Origin of the sequence: Citrobacter sp. R4 (assembly GCF_026719175.1) — a bacterium.
GTDB lineage: Bacteria > Pseudomonadota > Gammaproteobacteria > Enterobacterales > Enterobacteriaceae > Citrobacter_A > Citrobacter_A sedlakii.
In genome coordinates this window covers 54,950-69,524 of record NZ_JAPPSU010000007.1, presented here as the reverse complement: position 1 = coordinate 69,524, position 14,575 = coordinate 54,950, and the positions used below count along the sequence as shown (strand labels likewise).

Annotated in this window: 16 protein-coding genes; 12 read left to right on the top strand and 4 right to left on the bottom strand. The window is 55.5% G+C overall.

The window, feature by feature from the left end; translation table 11 throughout:
* The first annotated feature begins 31 nt into the window (after positions 1-31).
* The 6 genes from tgt to OOJ60_RS15800 all read left to right on the top strand — a co-directional run bounded on the left by tgt (position 32) and on the right by OOJ60_RS15800 (position 5,641).
* Positions 32-1,159, top strand: coding sequence for a tRNA guanosine(34) transglycosylase Tgt (gene tgt, locus OOJ60_RS15825; protein ID WP_042285978.1), 1,128 nt, complete (start codon positions 32-34; stop codon positions 1,157-1,159).
* Between the two features lie 22 nt (positions 1,160-1,181).
* Positions 1,182-1,514, top strand: a complete 333-nt coding sequence (gene yajC, locus OOJ60_RS15820) for a preprotein translocase subunit YajC (RefSeq protein ID WP_012904809.1) — start codon at positions 1,182-1,184, stop codon at positions 1,512-1,514.
* 26 nt (positions 1,515-1,540) lie between these two features.
* Positions 1,541-3,388, top strand: a complete 1,848-nt coding sequence (secD, locus tag OOJ60_RS15815) for a protein translocase subunit SecD (protein ID WP_072197058.1) — start codon at positions 1,541-1,543, stop codon at positions 3,386-3,388.
* A gap of 10 nt (positions 3,389-3,398) precedes the next feature.
* Positions 3,399-4,370, top strand: coding sequence for a protein translocase subunit SecF (gene secF / locus OOJ60_RS15810; RefSeq protein ID WP_042285973.1), 972 nt, complete (start codon positions 3,399-3,401; stop codon positions 4,368-4,370).
* Positions 4,371-4,522: 152 nt separating this feature from the next.
* Positions 4,523-4,894 (top strand): VOC family protein, encoded by a 372-nt coding sequence (locus OOJ60_RS15805; protein WP_181821876.1) that lies wholly within the window; start codon positions 4,523-4,525, stop codon positions 4,892-4,894.
* Between the two features lie 15 nt (positions 4,895-4,909).
* Complete coding sequence (locus tag OOJ60_RS15800) at positions 4,910-5,641, top strand: helix-turn-helix transcriptional regulator (RefSeq protein ID WP_042285971.1); 732 nt, start codon at positions 4,910-4,912, stop codon at positions 5,639-5,641.
* Between the two features lie 25 nt (positions 5,642-5,666).
* Here the strand turns inward: OOJ60_RS15800 and OOJ60_RS15795 are convergent, their stop codons facing one another.
* Positions 5,667-6,521 carry a nucleoside-specific channel-forming protein Tsx gene (locus tag OOJ60_RS15795; RefSeq protein WP_042285970.1) on the bottom strand — a complete coding sequence of 285 codons (855 nt, stop codon included), beginning with the start codon at positions 6,519-6,521 and terminating at the stop codon, positions 5,667-5,669.
* Positions 6,522-6,820: 299 nt separating this feature from the next.
* The gene (locus OOJ60_RS15790; RefSeq protein WP_205612866.1) at positions 6,821-7,360 is read right to left on the bottom strand and encodes a DUF3251 domain-containing protein; all 540 of its coding nucleotides are present in this window, start codon (positions 7,358-7,360) and stop codon (positions 6,821-6,823) included.
* Between the two features lie 152 nt (positions 7,361-7,512).
* Between OOJ60_RS15790 and nrdR the strand changes: the two genes are divergently transcribed.
* The 6 genes from nrdR to pgpA all read left to right on the top strand — a co-directional run bounded on the left by nrdR (position 7,513) and on the right by pgpA (position 11,616).
* A complete protein-coding gene (nrdR, locus tag OOJ60_RS15785) occupies positions 7,513-7,962 on the top strand; it encodes a transcriptional regulator NrdR (protein ID WP_012904816.1) in 450 nt (149 codons plus the stop codon).
* A gap of 3 nt (positions 7,963-7,965) precedes the next feature.
* Positions 7,966-9,069, top strand: coding sequence for a bifunctional diaminohydroxyphosphoribosylaminopyrimidine deaminase/5-amino-6-(5-phosphoribosylamino)uracil reductase RibD (gene ribD, locus OOJ60_RS15780; protein WP_205612865.1), 1,104 nt, complete (start codon positions 7,966-7,968; stop codon positions 9,067-9,069).
* 89 nt (positions 9,070-9,158) lie between these two features.
* Positions 9,159-9,629 (top strand): 6,7-dimethyl-8-ribityllumazine synthase, encoded by a 471-nt coding sequence (ribH, locus tag OOJ60_RS15775; protein ID WP_042285964.1) that lies wholly within the window; start codon positions 9,159-9,161, stop codon positions 9,627-9,629.
* Positions 9,630-9,648: 19 nt separating this feature from the next.
* Positions 9,649-10,068, top strand: coding sequence for a transcription antitermination factor NusB (nusB, locus tag OOJ60_RS15770; protein WP_042285962.1), 420 nt, complete (start codon positions 9,649-9,651; stop codon positions 10,066-10,068).
* 77 nt (positions 10,069-10,145) lie between these two features.
* Entirely contained in the window at positions 10,146-11,123 is a 978-nt protein-coding gene (thiL, locus tag OOJ60_RS15765; protein WP_205612864.1) for a thiamine-phosphate kinase, read from the top strand.
* Complete coding sequence (pgpA, locus tag OOJ60_RS15760) at positions 11,101-11,616, top strand: phosphatidylglycerophosphatase A (RefSeq protein ID WP_042285958.1); 516 nt, start codon at positions 11,101-11,103, stop codon at positions 11,614-11,616. The genes thiL and pgpA overlap by 23 nt, the downstream gene beginning before the upstream one ends.
* A 56-nt stretch (positions 11,617-11,672) precedes the next feature.
* Here the strand turns inward: pgpA and OOJ60_RS15755 are convergent, their stop codons facing one another.
* Positions 11,673-12,647 carry an aldo/keto reductase gene (locus OOJ60_RS15755; RefSeq protein WP_205612863.1) on the bottom strand — a complete coding sequence of 325 codons (975 nt, stop codon included), beginning with the start codon at positions 12,645-12,647 and terminating at the stop codon, positions 11,673-11,675.
* Positions 12,648-12,703: 56 nt separating this feature from the next.
* The gene (dxs, locus tag OOJ60_RS15750; RefSeq protein WP_205612862.1) at positions 12,704-14,566 is read right to left on the bottom strand and encodes a 1-deoxy-D-xylulose-5-phosphate synthase; all 1,863 of its coding nucleotides are present in this window, start codon (positions 14,564-14,566) and stop codon (positions 12,704-12,706) included.
* Between the last annotated feature and the right edge of the window lie 9 nt (positions 14,567-14,575).

Sequence of the window (14,575 nt, the reverse complement as noted above, 5' to 3'; positions counted from 1 at the left end):
ATCAGACTGTCTCTCTGATGCAGGAGAAATAATGAAGTTCGAACTTGATACCACCGACGGTCGTGCGCGTCGCGGTCGCCTGGTGTTTGATCGTGGCGTAGTGGAAACGCCTGCTTTTATGCCTGTGGGCACCTACGGCACCGTAAAAGGGATGACGCCGGAAGAGGTGGAAGCCACCGGCGCGCAAATTATCCTCGGCAATACTTTCCATCTCTGGCTGCGTCCGGGCCAGGAGATCATGAAACTCCACGGCGATCTGCATGACTTCATGCAGTGGAAAGGCCCGATCCTCACCGACTCCGGGGGATTCCAGGTGTTCAGCCTGGGCGACATTCGGAAGATCACCGAGCAGGGTGTCCATTTCCGTAACCCAATCAACGGCGATCCGATTTTCCTCGATCCGGAAAAATCGATGGAGATTCAGTACGATCTCGGTTCCGATATTGTGATGATCTTTGACGAATGCACGCCGTATCCAGCGGACTGGGACTATGCTAAACGTTCGATGGAGATGTCATTGCGTTGGGCGAAGCGTAGCCGCGACCGTTTCGATAGCCTCGGCAACAAAAATGCGCTTTTTGGCATCATTCAGGGCAGTGTTTACGAAGATTTACGCGATATCTCCGTGAAAGGTCTGGTAGAGATTGGCTTTGATGGCTACGCTGTCGGCGGCTTGGCTGTGGGTGAACCGAAAGAGGACATGCACCGCATTCTGGAGCACGTCTGCCCACAAATTCCGGCAGATAAACCGCGTTACCTGATGGGTGTCGGTAAACCGGAAGATCTGGTTGAAGGCGTACGTCGCGGTATTGACATGTTTGACTGCGTGATGCCAACCCGCAACGCCCGTAACGGTCACCTGTTCGTGACCGACGGCGTGGTGAAAATTCGTAACGCGAAGCATAAAAGCGACACCAGCCCACTCGACGCTGAGTGTGATTGCTATACCTGTCGCAATTATTCACGCGCCTACTTGCATCATCTCGATCGTTGCAACGAAATATTGGGCGCGCGACTCAATACCATTCATAACCTGCGTTACTACCAGCGTTTGATGGCGGGTTTACGCAAGGCTATTGAAGAAGGTAAATTAGAGAGCTTCGTGACCGATTTTTACCAACGTCAGGGTCGACCTGTTCCACCTTTAAACGTTGATTAATTTTAATAATGAGGGAATTTGAATGAGCTTTTTTATTTCTGATGCGGTAGCGGCAACAGGTGCTCCGGCGCAGGGCAGCCCGATGTCTCTGATTCTGATGCTGGTTGTGTTTGGCCTGATCTTCTATTTCATGATCCTGCGCCCACAACAGAAGCGCACCAAAGAGCACAAAAAGCTGATGGATTCTATCGCGAAAGGTGATGAAGTCCTGACGAATGGCGGCCTGGTGGGTCGTGTGACCAAAGTAGCAGAAACTGGCTACATCGCTATCGCGCTGAATGACACCACGGAAGTGGTTATCAAACGTGACTTCGTAGCTGCCGTTCTGCCGAAAGGCACCATGAAGGCGCTGTAATAGTAACTTTCCCGAAGGGAACTGCCGTGTTAAACCGTTATCCTTTGTGGAAGTATGTCATGCTGATCGTCGTCATTGTCGTCGGTCTGCTGTATGCGCTTCCCAACCTGTATGGTGAGGATCCGGCCGTTCAAATCACTGGCGCGCGCGGTGTCGCCGCCAGTGAGCAAACGCTGATCCAGGTCCAGAATACGTTACAAAAAGAAAAAATTACCGCGAAGTCTGTGGCACTGGAAGAGGGCGCTATTCTTGCGCGCTTCGACACCACCGACACTCAACTGCGTGCACGTGAAGCGCTGGTGGGCGTGCTGGGTGATAAATACGTCGTGGCGCTTAACCTTGCTCCGGCTACCCCGCGCTGGCTGGCTGCCATCAAAGCAGAACCGATGAAACTCGGTCTTGACCTGCGTGGCGGCGTTCACTTCCTGATGGAAGTGGATATGGACACCGCGCTGGGTAAATTGCAGGAACAAAATATCGATAGCCTGCGCAGCGATCTGCGTGAAAAAGGCATCCCGTATACTACCGTTCGTAAAGAAGACAACTACGGTCTGAGCATCAATTTCCGTGATGCCAGCGCGCGTGACGACGCGATTGCGTATCTCAGCAAACGCCACCCGGATCTGGTGATCTCCAGCCAGGGAAGCAACGCGCTGCGTGCGGTAATGACCGATGCGCGCTTAAGCGAAGCGCGTGAATACGCGGTTCAGCAGAACATCAATATTCTGCGTAACCGTGTGAATCAGCTGGGCGTCGCCGAGCCGGTGGTGCAACGCCAGGGCGCTGACCGCATTGTGGTTGAACTGCCTGGTATTCAGGACACGGCGCGTGCGAAAGAGATCCTTGGCGCGACCGCGACGCTGGAATTCCGTCTGGTTAACACCAACGTAGACCAGGCTGCGGCAGCGTCCGGACGCGTACCGGGCGACTCCGAAGTGAAGCAGATGCGTGAAGGCCAGCCGGTTGTGCTGTACAAACGCGTCATCCTGACCGGTGACCATATCACCGACTCTACGTCCAGCCAGGACGAGTATAACCAGCCGCAGGTGAACATTTCGCTCGATAGCGCAGGCGGCAACATCATGTCTAACTTCACCAAGGACAATATCGGCAAGCCGATGGCGACCCTGTTTGTGGAGTATAAGGACAGCGGTAAGAAAGACGCCAACGGTCGTGCCGTGCTGGTGAAACAGGAAGAGGTGATTAACATCGCCAACATCCAGTCTCGTCTCGGTAACAGCTTCCGTATTACCGGCATCAACAACCCGAACGAAGCGCGTCAGCTCTCTCTGCTGCTGCGTGCCGGCGCGCTGATTGCGCCGATTCAGATTGTTGAAGAGCGGACCATCGGTCCAACCCTGGGTATGCAGAACATTAAGCAGGGTCTGGAAGCGTGTCTGGCGGGTCTGGCGGTCTCCATCCTGTTCATGATCTTGTTCTATAAGAAGTTTGGTCTGATTGCGACCAGCGCGCTGATCGCAAACCTGGTGCTGATTGTCGGCGTGATGTCGCTGCTGCCGGGGGCCACGCTGAGTATGCCTGGGATTGCGGGGATCGTCTTAACCCTTGCCGTTGCCGTCGATGCGAACGTGCTTATCAACGAACGTATCAAAGAAGAGTTAAGCAACGGGCGTTCGGTGCAGCAGGCGATTAACGAAGGTTATGCGGGGGCGTTCAGCTCTATTTTCGATGCGAACATCACCACGCTGATCAAAGTTATCATTCTGTACGCGGTCGGCACCGGGGCGATTAAAGGGTTCGCGATTACGACCGGTATCGGTGTAGCGACGTCAATGTTTACCGCAATTGTCGGTACACGTGCCATCGTAAACCTGCTGTATGGCGGCAAGCGCGTCAAAAAGCTGTCAATCTGAGGAGTGCGAAGTGGCACAGGAATATACTGTTGAACAATTGAACCATGGCCGTAAAGTCTGGGACTTTATGCGCTGGGACTACTGGGCTTTCGGCATCTCAGGCGCTCTGCTGATTGCGGCCATTGTGATTATGGGCGTACGCGGCTTTAACTGGGGGCTCGATTTTACCGGTGGTACGGTTATCGAAATCACGCTGGAAAAACCTGCGGAGATGGATGTGATGCGCGATGCGCTGGAAAAAGCGGGCTTTGTTGATCCGCTTTTACAGAACTTCGGCAGCAGTCACGACATCATGGTTCGTATGCCGCCGACCGAAGGGGCGAACGGCGGCCAGGTGCTGGGCAGCAAAGTGTTGAGTGTGATTAACGAGTCCACCAACCAGAACGCGGCGGTGAAGCGAATTGAATTCGTCGGACCGAGCGTGGGGGCTGACCTTGCGCAAACCGGCGCGATGGCGCTGTTAGCCGCGCTGATTTCTATCCTCGTTTACGTCGGTTTCCGCTTCGAGTGGCGACTGGCGGCCGGGGTGGTGATCGCGCTGGCGCATGACGTGATCATCACGCTTGGGATCCTGTCGCTGTTCCATATTGAGATCGACCTGACAATCGTGGCGTCGCTGATGTCCGTTATCGGTTACTCACTTAACGACAGCATTGTGGTATCTGACCGTATCCGTGAGAACTTCCGCAAGATTCGTCGCGGTACGCCGTACGAAATCTTTAACGTGTCGTTGACCCAGACGCTGCACCGTACGTTGATCACCTCCGGTACCACGTTGATGGTGATTCTGATGCTGTTCCTGTTCGGCGGCCCGGTGCTGGAAGGCTTCTCGCTGACCATGCTGATCGGTGTCTCTATCGGTACCGCGTCTTCCATCTACGTTGCGTCGGCGCTGGCGCTGAAGCTGGGTATGAAACGCGAGCACATGCTGCAGCAGAAAGTCGAAAAAGAAGGGGCGGATCAGCCGTCAATTCTGCCGTAATCTGGTGTTCAGCTCCCTGATGAAATCCCGGTCGTAAGATCGGGATTTTTCTTTTTCCTTTCTGGCTTGTTCCGCAATCATTACTGACAGTATGCTGTCAGGAGCCCTGTTTTATTCTTCTTCTGAACTCAACCACACAGGCAGGAGGAAGGATGAAAAGTAAAAGCATCATTAACTGGTTTGAAATTCCCGTCACCGATATGGCGCGCGCTATCGCGTTTTATGAGCCGGTGCTGGGGCTGTCGCTGCGCCGCGAAAAAATGGACTGTGCCGATCTGGCGGTCTTTCCCTATGACGATCCGGCTACCGGCGGCGCGTTGGCGAAAATCGACGGCGTCTTGCCTTCGCCGCAGGGCGCAATCGTTTATCTGCACACCGACGATCTTGCGGCAACGCTGGATCGCGTCGCCAGCGCCGGTGGTGAATGCGTGTTCGGCCCAATCGATTTGGGCAAAGAGATTGGCACCGTGGCGCTGTTTACTGACAGCGAAGGTAACCGTGTCGGATTACATCAACCCGCTTAACGTAAGAGAGTCACTATGACGCGTCGCGCCGACCGTTTGTTTCAGATTGTGCAGATCCTGCGCGGCAGGCGACTGACGACGGCGGCGCTACTTGCCGAGCGGCTGGAGGTGTCAGAACGGACGATCTACCGTGATATCCGCGACCTGTCGCTGTCCGGAGTACCGGTGGAAGGAGAGGCGGGCAGCGGGTATCGCCTGATGGCGGGATTTGATTTGCCGCCGCTGATGTTGACTCACCGGGAATCCGAAGCGCTGATTGCGGCTATTCGTCTGTTAACGACCTGGGGCGGAGATTCCCTGTCGCGCGAACTGGCGTCAGCACAAGAGAAAGTGCTGGCGATCCTGCCGGAAGAAAGCCGCCGTAAAGCCGAGCAGGCGCGGATATTCGCCCCGGACTTTGGGACACAGCCGCATTCACGCAGCGCATTCGACCTTATTCATCGCGCCATTTCCGGCCAACAGGTGCTGGCGCTGCATTATCGCGACGAGGCCGGACAGCTCTCCTGGCGGGAGGTGCAGCCGCTGGGGATGTATTTCTGGGGCGAATACTGGCTTTTGGTCGCCTGGTGCGAACGGCGGGATGATTATCGCTGCTTTCGGCTCGACAGATGTTTGCAGATCACGATGACGGAGCGGCGCTTTTGCGAGAGTGCAGAGCGCTCGTTGGCGGATTTTTTGCGCAAGGTAAGCGATAAAAAGCCCGCTTGCGGAACAGCGGGCGACGCGCGGAGGCCGGGTCAGGCATAAGTTGCCACCCGGCTATTTGCGCTACTTAGAAGTTGTAACCTACCACCAGGTACCAGCCGAAGCCGTTAGACTTGATCGGTTCCGCCTGCCATACCGGCTCATCGCCATCTTTCCACTGACCACCGTTATGGAAGTAACGGGCGACCACCGAGTAGTGCCAGTGATCGTAGTTCAGCGCCAGAATGTGGCTGGACGCGATAGAGTTGCTGGTGCGGTACTGATCGTCGCCCAGATCAGAGCCCCAGTCGAAGTTGGTGAAGCCAATGTAGCTCAGGTTACCGCCCCACAGATCGGTAATCGGCACAAAGTATTTCACTTTGAAACGGTAGCCATCCCATTCGTTTTCATTGGACGCACCGTAGTTCTGCCACTGATATTTCGCATAGACGTTCAGGGACAGGCTCATCGGCAACCCTGTGTCGATGTCGGTACCGAGACCCATATACCAGGTGCTCTGGCGGCCTTCGCTGTTACGACCCATATCGTAGATATAGTTATTCGCGAAATACCACTCTTTGAACGGACCAAAGCTCAGGTCGCTGTTGGTCAGCTTATCGATCGAGAAGCGTGGTTCGATTTCCATAAACAGCGGAGAACCGTGGTTCCAGATCCCGCGGGAGTTGCTGTCGCCGCCGAAGAAGCGAGGCGCATCAACGTAGCCATAGAAATCAAACCAGTCTTTTTTGGCGAAAGCTTCGTATTCCAGATAGGTGTCGTTGCGCAGTGTCGGTCCGAAGCGGGTATGGTAGGAACCCACAACGTTGACGCTCTGGTGCCACCAGTCGGAAAGATACTGCGGTTTGTCGTTGTCGGCGGCGTTCACGGTGAAAGACGTAGAAAGCGCGAGCACTGCACCGGCTGCAAGTAATGTTTTTTTCATATTTATGCCACTGATTGAAAATCCCTAACGGGAGTGAAAAAGGCGCGAATTAGGTTTCTAAATATTTCGTGTTTCTGCGGAGCCTATTATAAAAATCATTGCTCACAAAAATCTGTCATGTTTCACATTTCTATCATTCACGTAATCGATTGCGTTCACGTTTGCGTGTTTTAGCGCGGCGATTGTACTGACTTTGATGAATGTTGCAAAGGATTAGCAAAAATTTCGGTGATGTCAGTAGAGTCACAAAAAGGGCGGGTGAGATGTTGCGGAACGCACAAAACGTTCCGCAGAGGCGTTTAGCGCGTCACAGGCTGGATATCATGAATACGGATAAAGCCTAACTGCTCGGGTGTAACACCATTAAGTTGAAGCGGAATGTCCACATCGGCTGGCGCCAGGAGACTGGCAGGGGCGTTAATCAACATATTCTGCACATTGACTTCCTGATAATTGTCAGTTGTTCCCTGAATTTGCCCATATTCAACGGTGCCGCTGAAAGCCGGTAACGGATCGTTGGACTCACCCTGAATCCGTAGCGTCACGCGTGTGCCGTCAGCATTCGGCGCGATATTTTTTAGCGACATGCGCAGCGTGCCAATCTGGCTGTTCAGACGCGCCGGCGTATTTGAGCCCGGCAACAGGTACACGCCGCGGGTGGATTTCACGTTCAGGCTGTTCTGCTGCGTAATTTTTACCGTTTGCTGATTAAGCTGATTCATCTCTTTATTTAACGTACTGATGCTTTGATGCATCTGACGAACCTCGCTTTGCTGGGCGCAGGCGGTAAGGCTAAACAGGCTTCCCGCCAGGAGAATTCTTAGGTAACGTTTTGTCATATCGCGGTTTTCCTGGAATATTGCACTGACCTAATGGTAGTGCGTAAACGGCGCAAAAACACCGATCCTTTGTCTCAAAAGCGTTGCGCCTTTGTTGTCACGTCAGTTCAGGGTAAAATAGATTTCTGTTAACCACCTGGTCAGGACGCCGTATGCATTGCCCATTTTGTTTCGCCGTAGACACGAAAGTAATTGACTCTCGTCTTGTGGGCGAGGGATCGTCAGTACGCCGCCGTCGGCAGTGTCTGGTTTGTAACGAACGCTTCACCACTTTCGAAGTCGCGGAACTTGTGATGCCACGGGTTGTGAAAAGCAACGACGTGCGCGAACCTTTTAATGAAGAAAAACTACGTAGCGGCATGTTACGTGCGCTGGAAAAGCGTCCGGTCAGTTCAGATGACGTCGAAATGGCGCTGAACCACATCAAGTCGCAGCTGCGCGCCACCGGTGAGCGTGAAGTGCCGAGTAAAATGATCGGCAATCTGGTGATGGAACAACTGAAAAAACTCGACAAAGTCGCCTATATCCGTTTTGCCTCCGTCTACCGTAGCTTCGAAGATATCAAAGAATTCGGCGAAGAGATCGCTCGCCTACAGGACTAAGCCATGCAGGATGAGATATACATGGCGCGCGCGCTGAAGCTTGCTGCGCGCGGGCGGTTCACCACTCACCCCAATCCCAACGTCGGTTGCGTGATTGTGAAAGAGGGCGAAATTGTCGGCGAGGGTTACCATCACCGCGCCGGGGAACCCCACGCCGAAGTCCATGCGCTGCGGATGGCCGGCGAAAAAGCCAAAGGCGCGACGGCTTACGTTACCCTTGAACCCTGTAGCCACCATGGCCGCACCCCGCCGTGCTGCGATGCGCTGATTGCTGCCGGAGTATCACGCGTGGTCGCGGCGATGCAGGATCCGAATCCACAGGTGGCCGGACGTGGGCTGTACCGTCTGCAACAGGCAGGGATCGACGTCAGCCACGGTCTGATGATGCGCGAAGTGGAAGCGTTAAATAAAGGCTTTCTCAAGCGAATGCGCACCGGTTTTCCGTATGTTCAGCTTAAGCTCGGCGCCTCGCTGGACGGGCGTACGGCGATGGCGAGCGGTGAAAGCAAGTGGATCACCTCGCCGCAGGCGCGACGCGACGTTCAGCGTCTGCGTGCGCAAAGCCACGCCATCCTGACCAGTAGCGCAACGGTACTGGCGGACGATCCGCAACTGACCGTACGCTGGACTGAACTGGACGACGCGACGCAGGCGGTATACCCGCAGGACACGCTGCGCCAACCGGTGCGGATTGTGATCGACAGTCAGAATCGCGTGACGCCGGAACACCGCATTGTTCAGCAGCCGGGAGAAACCTGGTTTGCGCGTACCAAAGATGATTCCCGCCAGTGGCCGGAAACGGTGCGTACGCTTCTGGTGCCGGAACACAATGGCCATCTTGATCTGGTGGTGCTGATGATGTTGTTAGGCAAACAGCAGATCAACAGCCTCTGGGTGGAGGCGGGGCCGACCCTTGCGGGCGCGCTGCTGCAGGCTGGCGTGGTGGACGAGCTAATCGTTTATGTTGCGCCTACACTGTTAGGCAATGACGCCCGCGGATTATGCGTCCTGCCAGGGCTTGAACAACTTAGCCAGGCGCCGAAGTTTACATTCAATGAGATACGTCGTGTAGGTCCGGACGTTTGCCTGCATTTGATTCCCGCGTAATGGCTGCCTGAATTTAGGAAGCAGCGCGACGATATTTATGATAAAATCCGCCCCCCTGCGGGGGCTTATACCGAACCCGAAGGAAGAATATGAACATTATTGAAGCTAACGTTGCTACTCCGGACGCTCGCGTCGCCATCACCATTGCGCGTTTCAACAACTTTATCAATGACAGCCTGCTGGACGGCGCGGTTGACGCACTGAAACGCATTGGCCAGGTTAAAGATGAAAATATTACCGTCGTTTGGGTTCCAGGCGCATACGAGCTGCCGCTGGCGGCTGGCGCATTGGCGAAAACCGGTAAATATGACGCGGTGATTGCGCTTGGCACCGTGATCCGTGGTGGCACCGCACACTTTGAATATGTTGCTGGTGGGGCAAGCAATGGCCTGGCGCATGTCGCTCAGGACAGCGAAATTCCTGTCGCCTTTGGCGTACTGACCACCGAAAGCATTGAACAAGCGATTGAACGTGCTGGCACCAAAGCCGGTAACAAAGGCGCGGAAGCTGCACTGACCGCGCTTGAAATGATTAATGTATTGAAAGCCATCAAGGCCTGATTTTTGTAAGGGGAAATCCGTGAAACCTGCTGCTCGTCGCCGCGCTCGTGAGTGTGCCGTTCAGGCGCTCTACTCCTGGCAGTTGTCCCAGAACGACATCGCTGATGTTGAATACCAGTTCCTGGCAGAACAGGACGTAAAAGATGTTGACGTCATGTACTTCCGCGAACTGCTGTCCGGGGTGGCGACTAACAGCGCGTACCTGGATGGTTTGATGAAGCCTTACCTGTCCCGCCTGTTGGAAGAACTGGGTCAGGTGGAAAAAGCGGTCCTGCGCATTGCGCTGTTTGAGCTGTCTAAGCGTAGCGATGTGCCGTATAAAGTGGCCATCAACGAAGCGATCGAACTGGCGAAAACCTTCGGCGCAGAAGACAGCCACAAGTTCGTCAATGGCGTACTGGATAAAGCAGCGCCTGCGATTCGCCCCAACAAAAAGTAATCACCAGGCCGTCAGTGACGCGGGGACGCCTCCGCTCCGCTGGCGGCTTTTTCTTTATTTCTGCTGAGGCATAACGTATGGCATGCGGCGAGTTCTCCCTGATTGCCCGTTATTTTGACCGTGTTAGAAGCTCTCGTCTCGATGTCGAAACCGGTATTGGCGACGATTGCGCACTCCTGAATATTCCTGAAAAACAGACCCTGGCGATCAGTACCGATACGCTGGTGGCGGGCAATCACTTCCTGGCCGATATCGATCCGGCGGACCTGGCGTATAAAGCGCTGGCGGTCAATTTAAGCGATCTGGCGGCAATGGGCGCCGATCCGGCGTGGCTGACGCTGGCGATAACGCTGCCGGAGGTCGATGAACGCTGGCTGGAAATATTCAGCGACAGCCTGTTTGAACTACTCAATTATTACGATATGCAGCTGATTGGCGGCGATACCACGCGTGGGCCGCTCTCCATGACGCTGGGTATCCACGGCTACGTCCCTGCGGGCCGCGCCCTGAAACGCTCAGGGGCGAAGCCGGGCGACTGGATTTACGTTACCGGTACGCCAGGCGACAGCGCGGCAGGGCTGGCGATTTTACAGCGCCGTTTACAGGTTGCGGATGAGGTTGACCGGGAATATCTGCTAAAACGCCACCTGCGACCGACGCCGCGTATTCTTCAAGGGCAGGCGCTGCGCGACAAGGCGAGCGCGGCGATCGATCTGTCGGATGGGCTGATTTCCGATCTTGGGCATATCGTCAAAGCCAGCGCCTGCGGCGCACGCATAGACATTGAAACGCTGCCTTTCTCCGACGCGGTCAAACGTCATGTCGAAAGCGAACAGGCGCTGCGCTGGGCGCTCTCCGGCGGCGAAGACTATGAATTATGCTTTACGGTACCGGAACTGAATCGCGGGGCGCTGGATGTCGCGCTCGGCCATCTCGGCGTGCCGTTTACCTGCATCGGGCAGATGAGCGCGGATGTGGAAGGGATCTGTTTTACGCGTGACGGCGAGCCTGTCACCTTCGACTGGAAAGGATATGACCATTTTGCCACGTCATAAAGATACGGCGAAAAGCCGCCTGAAACTGACTAACCCGTGGCATTTGTTGGCTACCGGTTTTGGCAGTGGTCTGAGTCCGGTGGTTCCGGGCACGATGGGATCACTGGCGGCGATCCCGTTCTGGTATGTGATGACCTTTCTGCCCTGGCAGCTCTATTCACTGGTGGTGATGCTGGGCATCTGTATCGGGGTCTATCTCTGCCATCAGACGGCGAAAGACATGGGCGTCCATGACCACGGCAGTATTGTCTGGGATGAATTCATCGGGATGTGGATCACCCTGATGGCGCTGCCGACCCGCGACTGGCAGTGGGTGGCAGCCGGGTTCGTTATTTTCCGCATTCTTGATATGTGGAAGCCATGGCCGATCCGTTGGTTTGACCGCAACGTCCACGGTGGGATGGGAATCATGGTTGACGATATCGTTGCAGGGGTGATTTCTGCCGGTATTTTGTATTTTATCGGCCACCACTGGCCGATCGGTATGTTTTAACCGATTCCTGAAATGCGGGAGAGGCCCGATAAGCGTCGTGCTATCGGGCGCTGTCTTCACTTGAATCCCACCACCGGATGCGGTTTGTACGGTGTTTCCAGTTCGGCTATCTGCTCCGGCTTCAGCGTTAAATCCACCGCGTTCAGCAGTTCATCCAGTTGTTCTTCCCGAGATGCGCCGACAATCGGCGCGGCGACACCGGGTTTGCTGAGCAGCCACGCCAGCGCCACCTGAGCGCGCGTCGCGCCAAGCTCTTCACTAACGCCTGCCAGGCGGGCGGCGATCTGCGCATCGTTTTCGTCGCTTTCGCGGTACAGATTTTTACCCACCTCATCGGAGACGACGCGCGCGGTGGTTTCCCCCCACGGACGGGTCAGACGACCCCGCGCCAGCGGACTCCACGGGATCACCGCGATGCCCTCCTGATAGCACAGCGGCAGCATCTCGCGCTCTTCCTCACGATAGATCAGATTGTAATGGTCCTGCATACTGATGAACGGCGCCCAACCGTACTGTTTTTGCAGAGCCAGCGCCTGGGCAAATTGCGAGGCGTGCATTGAGGATGCGCCGATGTAACGTGCTTTCCCGGCTTTCACGACATCATTCAGCGCTTCCAGCGTTTCTTCTATCGGCGTGTTGTAGTCCCAGCGGTGAATTTGCAGGATATCAACGTAATCCATACCCAGACGCCGCAGACTGTCGTCGATAGAGCGCAGAATCTGCGCGCGGGATAAACCTTCCGGCAGGTCGTCAACCTGATGAAAGACCTTGGTCGCCACCACCACCTCGTCACGACGGGCGAAATCGCGCAGGGCGCGACCGACAATCTCTTCGCTGCTGCCTGCGGAATAACTGTTGGCGGTGTCGAAAAAGTTGATGCCGCCCTCAAGGGCGTGTTTGATGATCGGACGACTGCTTTCTTCGGGAAGCGTCCAGGCGTGATTGCCGCGGCTCGGTTCGCCAAACGTCATACAGCCCAGACACAGGCGGGAGACCCGAAGGTCGGTTTTTCCTAAGACGTTGTATTGCATTGTTTCGCTCCTGTTATGCTGATTATGAGATAAGCATAGCAGGAGCAAATAGACGATTATGCCAGCCAGGCCTTGATTTTGGCTTCAATGCCAGCGGCATCAAGCCCCAGTTCGGCGCGCGCCTCATCCTGAGTGCCCTGCGGGATAAAGAAGTCCGGCAGGCCGATGTTCAGTACTGGCACCGGCTTACGATGCGCCATCAGCACCTCGTTCACGCCGCTGCCCGCGCCGCCCATAATGGCGTTTTCCTCCAGCGTCACCAACACGTCGTGCTGGGCAGCCATTTCCAGAATCAGCGCGTCGTCCAGCGGCTTCACAAAACGCATATCCACCAGGGTTGCGTTAAGCGATTCCGCGGCCTTTTCCGCTTCCGGCATCAGCGTACCGAAGTTCAGGATGGCCAGTTTTTTACCGTGACGTTTCACCACGCCTTTGCCGATCGGCAGCTTCTCCAGCGGCGTCAGCTCAACGCCCAGCGCGTTGCCGCGCGGATAGCGGACCGCGGTCGGACCTTCGCTGTAGTGATAGCCAGTAAACAGCATCTGGCGGCATTCGTTTTCATCGCTGGGGGTCATGATAATCATATCCGGCAGGCAGCGCAGATACGAGAGATCGAACGCCCCCTGGTGGGTCTGCCCGTCGGCGCCGACAATCCCGGCGCGGTCAATGGCAAACATCACCGGCAACTTCTGGATCGCCACGTCATGAATAACCTGATCGTAGGCGCGTTGCAGGAAGGTGGAGTAAATCGCCACCACCGGCTTGTAGCCGCCAATCGCCAGACCGGCGGCAAAGGTTACCGCATGTTGTTCGGCGATCGCGACGTCAAAATAGCGATCCGGGAATTTACGCGAAAATTCGACCATGCCGGAACCTTCGCGCATGGCCGGGGTGATCGCCATGAGCTTGCTGTCTTTCGCTGCGGTTTCGCACAGCCAGTCGCCAAAGATTTTCGAATAGCTCGGCAGGCCGCCGCTGCTTTTCGGCAGGCAGCCGCTGGAGGGATCGAATTTCGGCACTGCATGGAACGTGATCGGATCTTTTTCGGCAGGCTCATAGCCACGCCCTTTTTTGGTCATGATGTGCAGAAACTGCGGACCTTTCAGATCGCGCATATTCTTGAGCGTCGTGATAAGTCCCAGTACGTCGTGACCATCCACAGGGCCGATATAGTTAAAGCCCAGCTCTTCAAACAGCGTGCCCGGCACCACCATGCCTTTGATATGTTCTTCTGTGCGCTTCAGGAGTTCTTTAATCGGCGGTACGCCAGAAAAGACCTTCTTGCCGCCTTCACGCAACGAGGAGTAGAGCTTGCCGGAAAGCAGCTGCGCCAGGTGATTATTGAGCGCGCCGACGTTTTCGGAAATCGACATTTCGTTGTCGTTGAGGATCACCAGCATGTCCGGCTTGATATCGCCCGCGTGGTTCATTGCTTCAAACGCCATACCGGCGGTGATCGCACCGTCGCCAATCACGCACACGGTGCGGCGATCTTTTCCCTCTTTTTCGGCGGCGACGGCAATGCCAATTCCTGCGCTGATAGATGTCGAAGAGTGACCGACGCTCAGGACGTCGTATTCGCTCTCACCGCGCCATGGGAATGGGTGCAAGCCGCCTTTCTGGCGGATGGTGCCGATTTTATCGCGGCGACCCGTGAGAATTTTGTGCGGATAAGCCTGATGGCCCACGTCCCAGATAAGCTGGTCAAACGGCGTGTTATAGACATAATGCAGCGCCACGGTGAGTTCCACCGTGCCCAGCCCGGAGGCGAAGTGTCCGCTGGAACGACTGACGCTGTCGAGAAGATAGCGGCGCAGTTCGTCGCAGAGTTTCGGCAGACTCTCTTTGGGTAAAAGGCGTAACTCCTGGGTGGAGTCGACCAGTGCCAGGGTAGGGTATTTGGCTATATCAAAACTCATCGCAAGCCC

What these genes read in the sequence shown, in the direction of transcription:
- tgt (WP_042285978.1), top strand. Translation starts at nt 32, where the DNA reads ATGAAGTTCGAACTTGATACCACCGACGGTCGTGCGCGTCGCGGTCGC.
- OOJ60_RS15755 (WP_205612863.1), bottom strand. Translation starts at nt 12,647, where the DNA reads ATGCAATACAACGTCTTAGGAAAAACCGACCTTCGGGTCTCCCGCCTG.
- ribD (WP_205612865.1), top strand. Translation starts at nt 7,966, where the DNA reads ATGCAGGATGAGATATACATGGCGCGCGCGCTGAAGCTTGCTGCGCGC.
- dxs (WP_205612862.1), bottom strand. Translation starts at nt 14,566, where the DNA reads ATGAGTTTTGATATAGCCAAATACCCTACCCTGGCACTGGTCGACTCC.
- OOJ60_RS15795 (WP_042285970.1), bottom strand. Translation starts at nt 6,521, where the DNA reads ATGAAAAAAACATTACTTGCAGCCGGTGCAGTGCTCGCGCTTTCTACG.
- pgpA (WP_042285958.1), top strand. Translation starts at nt 11,101, where the DNA reads ATGACCATTTTGCCACGTCATAAAGATACGGCGAAAAGCCGCCTGAAA.
- nrdR (WP_012904816.1), top strand. Translation starts at nt 7,513, where the DNA reads ATGCATTGCCCATTTTGTTTCGCCGTAGACACGAAAGTAATTGACTCT.
- yajC (WP_012904809.1), top strand. Translation starts at nt 1,182, where the DNA reads ATGAGCTTTTTTATTTCTGATGCGGTAGCGGCAACAGGTGCTCCGGCG.
- ribH (WP_042285964.1), top strand. Translation starts at nt 9,159, where the DNA reads ATGAACATTATTGAAGCTAACGTTGCTACTCCGGACGCTCGCGTCGCC.
- thiL (WP_205612864.1), top strand. Translation starts at nt 10,146, where the DNA reads ATGGCATGCGGCGAGTTCTCCCTGATTGCCCGTTATTTTGACCGTGTT.
- OOJ60_RS15790 (WP_205612866.1), bottom strand. Translation starts at nt 7,360, where the DNA reads ATGACAAAACGTTACCTAAGAATTCTCCTGGCGGGAAGCCTGTTTAGC.
- OOJ60_RS15800 (WP_042285971.1), top strand. Translation starts at nt 4,910, where the DNA reads ATGACGCGTCGCGCCGACCGTTTGTTTCAGATTGTGCAGATCCTGCGC.
- OOJ60_RS15805 (WP_181821876.1), top strand. Translation starts at nt 4,523, where the DNA reads ATGAAAAGTAAAAGCATCATTAACTGGTTTGAAATTCCCGTCACCGAT.